Raw genomic sequence first — 6,873 nt, 5'->3', positions numbered from 1 at the left:
TTCGATATTAAAGAGTGGGTAGCGCCCGCGCTGATGTCGGGGGCCGTCGATGTCGAACCGCCGGGGGATGGCTGTGCTGTCTATGCTTTTGCCAGTTGGTGTCCTTGCAGGATGTTGTTGGTGAGGGCGTACCAGAGCACGACGGCACGGACCTTCTCGATGCCGCGCACGGTCAATTGCCTGAGGTCCCAGTTCCGCCACCGGGCATGGATGCATTCGCAGATCGTGCGGGCTTTGTACTGTGCCTTGCCGGCTTCGCTGGCCATGCGGGCCCGCCAGGCCGCGACGCCAGGACCGTCGCTGCTCCGAGGTAAAAAGGGATCGACACCGCTCCTGGAGTTGGGCGGAGGACAGTAGACCTCGACGCCTTCACCGTGCGCCCATTCGATGTCCTCGCCGCTGCAGAACCCGCCATCGGCGAGGTAGCGACGCGGCAAGCGCTTCAGCCGAGTGCGCGTTCGCTCCAGCATCGGCCGCATCAAGCCGCGATCTGATCCGTTGTTGTCGATGTCGACCGTGACCACGATCAGTTCGCCGGCCGCGCTGGCCACCTGCACATTGTAGGCGGGGCGGAAGCCGGCATCTGCCATCTTCATCACCCTTGCCTGCGGGTCGGTGGTGGAGGCCCGGGGCTCCTTCGGCTTTTTGCCATTGCCGCCTTTTTCGTCGAGTTGCTTGCGCTTCCGCTTGATCTCGTCCAAAGCCCTCTGCGCAGCCTGCACCCGCTCACTGCGTTCGCGTGCCGCGCGCTCTCTGGCCGCCCTGATACGCCGGCTGCTGGCTTCCGGATCCGCATCGACCTCGCGCTTGAGCTCTTCCACCACAGCCTTCGCTTGGGCCATCTGCCGGCCGAGCGTTGCCTCCCGCCGGAACGAGCCGGCCCCCGCATTCGCCCGTATCCGCACCCCGTCCTGGGTCAGCTTCTCCAGATCAATCAGCCCTGCCTCATTCAGAGCCACCAGATGTTCGACCAGCAAACGGTCCAGCAGGTCCGCGCAGCCGACCCGGAAATCCGACAGTGTGTGATAGTTCAAAGACACGCCGCCGCAGAGCCAGCGGTAGACGTCGTGACTGTCGCAGAGCCGATCCAACGCCCGCGCGCTGCCAACGCCATCGCTCGTGGCGTACAGCCAAAGCGCCAGCAGCAGCCGGGGTGATGGCGCCGGATGGCCCGGCCTGTTTTCCCGTGCCTTAACCCGATCTTCCAGCTCGCTCAGGTCGAGCCCCTCGACATAAGCCCAGATCACCCGGGCCAGATGATCCTGCCCGATCAGGCTGTCGATATCGACCGCCCGCAATTCGACCTGATTGCGCACGGGCTCGCGCAGCCGAGGTGCACCCCGCGGCACCGCTTCGGTTCGTGGCGCCGACTGATCCGGCAATTCGCCAAAAAGTCCCTCGTCAGCCATCATCCTCTCCAGCAGATCAGTCTGCCTAGAGAATCACATTCGCCCGACACGCGGTACAAAAGATTCACAGTCTCGTAGGGTGGGCAAAGGCGCATAGCGCCGTGCCCACCATTTTTATCCGTACAATCAAGTTTGGTGGGCACGCTTCGCTTTGCCCACCCTACGATACTACAATCTTCATAGTGATGAGCGCGTACTACTCCACCGGCACGATGCTCGGCGCCAGGATCACCTCGAGATGCTCGGGGCGGTCGCGGTTGACGTCTGTGAGATAGTCGTCGGCGACCTTGCGCAGACGGCGGCTGAGCTCGGCGGAGACGCTGATGCTGTCGAGCCTGGTGTTCTCGTGCACGATGGCGAGGATGGCGTTGATATGGTGCGTGAACAGCTCGGCCGGAACCTTCTCGAGGTCCGGGGCATGCTCGATGATGCGGCACAGGCTCTCGGCAACTCCCGCCGCGGCCGGAAAACCGAACGTCGCCGCGTCGCCCTTGATGTCATGCGCGGCGTGGAACAGTTCGTCGCGTCGTTCCTTGCTGAAACCGTCGTTACGAATTGCGACGTAGGCAGTCGAGAGACGGTTGACCTCGGTCGTCATCCAGCTCTTGAACTCGCCGGATAAACCGGCCAGCGCCTGCTCGGCGCGGCCGATCGGATCATCCATGTCCTTTTCCTCGACCCGACGCAGGACTTTGCGCAGCGGATTGGGCTGCGTGATCACGTGATGCGTGGCAAAGGCCTTGACCTCGATGTCCTTTGCGCTGTTCTTCGCCATGATGCCTGCCTCGCCTGATGAGACGTTGCGCTAGATGGTGGAGCGGGCCTTGTCGAGCAGTGAGGGCTGCTGGAGCACCTCGTGCTTTTCGCCGACACGGCGCTCCGGACCCATATAGGCGGAATTGGTGTTGCGGCGCCGGTCGGGGCCGAAATAGGTCTTGGTCTTGATGAAGGGCCGGGGGCTGGCGACGACGTTGAGGATGCGCTGGTAGAGGCCCTTGGCCGATATCGGCTTGGCGAGGAATTCGGTGACGCCGGCATCGCGCGCGACCGTGACGCGGCGCTTCTCGGAATGCCCCGTCAGCATGATGATCGGTGCGTAGGGATTGCCCTTGGATTCGGGCTGCCGGATCATCTGTGCCAGCTCGAGCCCGTCGAAGATCGGCATCGCCCAGTCGGTGATGACGATGTCGGGCACGTAGTGGCTGTACATTTCCAGCGCAGTGGCGCCGTCCTCGGCCTCATAGACCTCGCGGGCGCCGAATGAATGCAGCAGCGTCCGCAGGATGCGGCGCATATGGGGATTGTCGTCGCAGACGAGAAAGCGCAGCTTGTTGAAGTCGATGCGGAACATGACGCCCGGGCCAAAGCGGTCAACCTTCGTTAACCATATCGTGGCTCGGGTTAACGAAGCGTTGCCATCGGGCGCCCGGGAGGGGGCCTCAATAGCCGAACTGCTCGCGCAAGATGCGCTCTTCCAGGCTGTGGCCGGGGTCGAACAGCATGCGCATCGAGATGGATTTGTCGGACAGGACTTCGACGCGCCGGACCCTGCGCACCTCCTCATGGTCGGCGACCGCCGCGACCGGGCGCTTGTCGTCCTCCAGCACCTCGATCACGACATAGGCGGTGTTGGGGAGCAGGGCGCCGCGCCAGCGCCGGGGCCGGAAGGCGCTGATCGGCGTCAGTGCCAGCAGCGCCGCGTTGATCGGTAGGATCGGGCCTTGGGCGGAGAGATTGTAGGCCGTCGAGCCCGCCGGCGTCGCAACGATGATGCCGTCGGCGATCAGCTCGGGCATGCGCTCGCGCTCGTCGATCAGGATGCGCAGGCGCGCCGCCTGGGAGGTCTGCCGGAACAGGTAGACCTCGTTGATGGCGTGGTGCAGATGGACGCGGTCGTTGATGTCGGTCGCGCGCATCAGCAGCGGATTGATCTCGGATTCATGCGCCGCCTCAAGCCGCGCGCGCAGATCATGCGTCGAGTACTCGTTCATCAGGAAGCCGACCGTGCCGCGGTGCATGCCGTAGATCGGCTTGCCGGAGCGCATGTGGTGGTGCAGCGTCTGAAGCATCAGCCCGTCGCCGCCAAGCGCGACCACGACGTCGGCCTCGTCAGGATCGCAATTGCCGTATTGCGCCGTAAGCTGGTGGAAGGCGGCCGCGGCCTCGCTGCCCGGGCTGGCGACGAAGGCGATCCGTTCGTATCGCGATGGCTTGGTCATGGCTTCCAGGCAGGTGCCGCTGGCTCGAGAAAGGTCCGCCGAGGTCGTCTATACGACCTGGGCCCGTATTGTCGAGGATGACCGGTTGGCAAGGCAAACGCGGGAGGCTGACCGGACGTCCCGTCTGAGGGCAAAAGCCGACATCATCGGCCCCGGAAAGCCAATCCAGGGGCTCCGATCCCCCAAACCGTCGCAATTGGCGGCTATTTCCGGGATTGAAAGCAGCGAGCGGGGGCAGGGAGAACAATCATGTTTATGAGCTTGTCCATGCAGCGCCGTGCGGGGCTGGTGCTTGCGGTCGTTGCTTTCGCGCTCGCGGTCCCGGCGCGGGCGGACGATCCGCCGCAGCCACGCAACGAGGCGTCAACGCCCGCCGGACAGAAGACTGGGCGCGGCGGCAATGCACAAAATGCGGCGCAGGCTTCGCCAGCGGCTTCCGATCGTCGCCTCCCGGATGACTCGACCACCAAACAGACCCTCGATCTGCCGGGCCGAACCCTCAACTTCGCCGCGACCGCCGGCTCGATCCGGGTCTTCAATGAGAAGCGCGAGCCGCTCGCCGACGTCGCCGTCACCTCTTACGAGCTCGACGGCGCCGACCGCGCCACGCGTCCGGTGACGTTCCTCTTCAACGGCGGGCCCGGCGCATCCTCGGCGTGGCTCCAGTTCGGCGCGGTCGGGCCATGGCGGCTGCCGCTTGACGGCGAGGGGCTGTCGCCGTCGGCCTCGCCCGAGGTGAAACCGAACGCGGAGACCTGGCTCGACTTTACTGATCTCGTCTTCATCGATCCTGTCGGTACCGGCTACAGCCGCGTCATCGCGAGCGATGAGGATGCGCGCAAGCGGTTCTACTCGGTCGACGGGGATGTCAACTCGATCGCGCTCGTCATTCGCCGTTGGCTCGAAAAGCACAACCGGCTGACCTCGCCGAAATATGTCGCGGGCGAAAGCTATGGCGGTATTCGCGGGCCGAAGGTCGTGCGTCAGTTGCAGATTCAGCATGGCGTGGGCGTCAGAGGCTTGATCCTGGTGTCACCGCTGCTCGATTTCCGCGAGTTCGCCGGCACCAGCCTGTTGCAATATGTCGCGAGCTTGCCGAGCTACGTGGCGGTGGCGCGCGAAGCCAAGGGACCGGTCAAGCGCGCCGATCTCGCCGACGTGGAGGCCTATGCACGCGGCGAGTTTCTGGCTGACCTCGTCAAGGGCGAGGCGGACAAGGAGGCCACCAATCGCCTCGCCGACAAGGTTGCCGAACTCACCGGCATCGACCAGGCAGTAAGCCGCAGGCTCGCCGGCCGCTTCGATGTCGGCGAATTCCGTCGCGAGCTCGATCGCAAGAACGGCATGGTGACCGGGCGCTACGACGGCTCGGTGCGTGGTCTCGATCCGTATCCGGATTCGGGCAGCTCGCGCTTTGGCGACCCTTCCGGCGATGCGCTTCAGGCGCCGCTGACGAGCGCCGCGGTCGATGTGCTCACGCAAAAACTCAACTGGCGGCCCGACGGCTCTTATGAAGTCCTCAATGGCTCCGTCGAGCACAACTGGGACTTCGGTGGCGGCATCAACCCACCGCAATCGCTGTCGGAGCTGCGCCAGATTCTCGCCACCGATGCGAAGCTGAACGTGCTGGTCGCGCACGGTCTGTTCGATCTCGCGACGCCCTATTTCGGTACGAAGCGGGCGCTCGACCAATTGCCGGCCTTCGCGACAGCGCGCGTGAAATTCGTCGTCTATCCCGGCGGTCACATGTTCTATTCGCGCGACGGCTCGCGGCAGGCGCTTCGCGGCGAGGTCGAGGCGCTGGTCAGGGAGTAGGCCGTCGTTTCCGCGGGGGATAGCGCCGCGCGATCTCGCGCGCCACGACGCTTCCGGGTTTGAGGTTTGCTCCGCCAAGCCAGACGTCGCGGATCTTGCCGCGCTTGTCGCGATCGCGACGCACCGGCTCACCATGGCTGGAATAGCCGGCTGCCCAGACGAGCTTGCCGGTATCGCGGCCAGTGACCTCGATCTCGCCGGCGTCCATGAAGGGATTGTTGAACTGCGGGTTGGCGACCAGCACGCGATTGCCGGCCGGCACGAAGTCTGTCGCGCCCCAGATCGTCCACCAGCGGCCGGTCCAGTCGCGCACGCCTCGATCGGGTGCGCCACGTGTTTTGAAGACGCGCAGGATCTGCATCGCGCCGTCCATCCAGAACGGTGCGGCGCCGTCGATGGAATTGCTGAAAATGCTGATCGCGAGCTCGCATTCGGGAATTGAGCAGGTCCGCGAGATATAGCCCTGGAAGCCACCGCCGTGGCCGAACCAGTCCCATCCGTCGGTCTTGCCGGCGTTGACGCCGAGGCCGTAATAGGCCTCGAAGCTCTGCGGCACGCGCCAATGATGCCGCGTCATCTCGCGGCGGCTCGCGACCGACAGAACGCTTTTCTTCGCGTTGGGGGCAAGCTGGGCAAAGAATCGCGCGGTGTCCGCGGCGGTGGCAACGAAGCCCGCGGCTGACGCCAATGCATGGGCCGGATTGTCGCCCGGGATCACGCAGCGTTCGCCGAGCGGCAGCTTGCGCGTATGGCCGCGCGCGAACAGCGCGCCCCTGGGAAGCGGCGTATTCGGCTCGGTCTCGCGAAGGCCCGCAGGCTCGATGATCTCGCGCTTGATCCAGGCGGAGTAAGGCTCCTTCGTCACGGCTTCGACGAGGAGGCCCATCAGGGCAAAGCCGTGGTTGGAATATTTGAAACGCGTGCCTGGCTCGATCGCGGTCGGCTGCTTCAGCTCGGCGAGCAGCTCTTTGGCATTGAGATAGGGGCGGCTGTCGATGAACTGGCCGGAATCGACGCCGTCCCGCGTCAGCCCGGCGCTGTGCGAGAGCACCTGCGCAATCGTCGTCTCGGCGACGCGCGGATGCAGACCGCCGACATACTGGCCGACGGGATCGTCGAGCCGGAGCTTGCGCTGCTCGCGCAGCTTCATGATGCCGGCCGAGGTAAAGCTCTTGGAGTGCGAAGCGATGCGGAAGCGATGGCGCGGGGTGAGCTTCTCGCCGGTATCGAGATTGGCAAGCCCAAATGCATGCTCGGCGACGACCTCGCCGCGATGGGCGAAGGCAAGCAGGACGCCTGGCTGCTGGAAGGTCGTCTGTTGGAATTCGATCCAGGAGCCGATGTAGTCGATCGCGGATCGCAGCCACGTGTCCATTACTCTACCGGTTTGTGAGGGAGGATGGGTGTGGGAAGGTTAGCCGCAGAACGGG

The 6,873-nt window shown here is 64.7% G+C and carries 6 protein-coding genes; 1 reads left to right on the top strand and 5 read right to left on the bottom strand.

All coding sequences use genetic code 11. From position 1 onward, the window contains the following. Positions 1–80: 80 nt before the first annotated feature. The 4 genes from AOQ71_RS11155 to AOQ71_RS11140 all read right to left on the bottom strand — a co-directional run bounded on the left by AOQ71_RS11155 (position 81) and on the right by AOQ71_RS11140 (position 3,628). Entirely contained in the window at positions 81–1,412 is a 1,332-nt protein-coding gene (locus AOQ71_RS11155; RefSeq protein ID WP_057742559.1) for an IS1182 family transposase, read from the bottom strand. A gap of 193 nt (positions 1,413–1,605) precedes the next feature. Further along, positions 1,606–2,184, bottom strand: a complete 579-nt coding sequence (locus AOQ71_RS11150) for an Hpt domain-containing protein (protein WP_057745881.1) — start codon at positions 2,182–2,184, stop codon at positions 1,606–1,608. Between the two features lie 30 nt (positions 2,185–2,214). Continuing rightward, complete coding sequence (locus AOQ71_RS11145; protein ID WP_057745877.1) at positions 2,215–2,760, bottom strand: response regulator; 546 nt, start codon at positions 2,758–2,760, stop codon at positions 2,215–2,217. An 88-nt stretch (positions 2,761–2,848) separates the two neighbouring features. Next, positions 2,849–3,628: an NAD kinase gene (locus tag AOQ71_RS11140; RefSeq protein ID WP_057745873.1), complete on the bottom strand. Its 780-nt coding sequence runs from the start codon at positions 3,626–3,628 to the stop codon at positions 2,849–2,851. Between the two features lie 249 nt (positions 3,629–3,877). On the opposite strand from AOQ71_RS11140, the gene AOQ71_RS11135 reads away from it, so the two are divergent. Beyond that, positions 3,878–5,443 (top strand): S10 family peptidase, encoded by a 1,566-nt coding sequence (locus AOQ71_RS11135; protein ID WP_057745870.1) that lies wholly within the window; start codon positions 3,878–3,880, stop codon positions 5,441–5,443. Here AOQ71_RS11135 and AOQ71_RS11130 read toward each other — a convergent pair. After that, positions 5,433–6,818, bottom strand: coding sequence for a serine hydrolase domain-containing protein (locus tag AOQ71_RS11130; RefSeq protein ID WP_057745866.1), 1,386 nt, complete (start codon positions 6,816–6,818; stop codon positions 5,433–5,435). The genes AOQ71_RS11135 and AOQ71_RS11130 overlap by 11 nt on opposite strands. Positions 6,819–6,873 lie beyond the last annotated feature (55 nt).

The organism is Bradyrhizobium manausense (genome assembly GCF_001440035.1).
Taxonomy (GTDB): Bacteria; Pseudomonadota; Alphaproteobacteria; order Rhizobiales; family Xanthobacteraceae; genus Bradyrhizobium; species Bradyrhizobium manausense.
The sequence above is the reverse complement of the archived record's forward strand: the minus strand, read 5'-3'. Positions and strand labels throughout refer to the sequence as shown.